Source organism: Crenobacter sp. CS_VA4 (assembly GCF_055597485.1).
The window spans coordinates 1-212 of sequence record NZ_JBVMAE010000234.1 but is presented as its reverse complement, the minus strand read 5'-3'; the positions used below and the strand labels follow the sequence as shown (position 1 = coordinate 212).

The following is a 212-nucleotide window of genomic DNA, read 5'->3' as shown; positions in this document are numbered from 1 at the left end:
TTGTTCCTAGTGGTCTTCTGCGAGACAGGGTTAGTGGTGGCCCCGTTTCTGCCTGGCGATTCATTGCTGTTCGCCGGGGGGGCGCTAGCGGCTAGCGGTGCTCTCAATCCGCATCTCATCGTGTTAACGCTAATTGCCGCAGCCTTCCTCGGCGACAACGCCAACTACTGGGTGGGACGATTGGCAGGTCGTAAGCTATTTGCGAACCCGCA

1 pseudogene is annotated in these 212 nt (G+C 58.5%); it reads left to right on the top strand.

The annotated features are described in order from the left end of the window. Positions 1-212, top strand: a pseudogene (locus ACZ2IA_RS23365) (hypothetical protein); the annotation flags it as partial.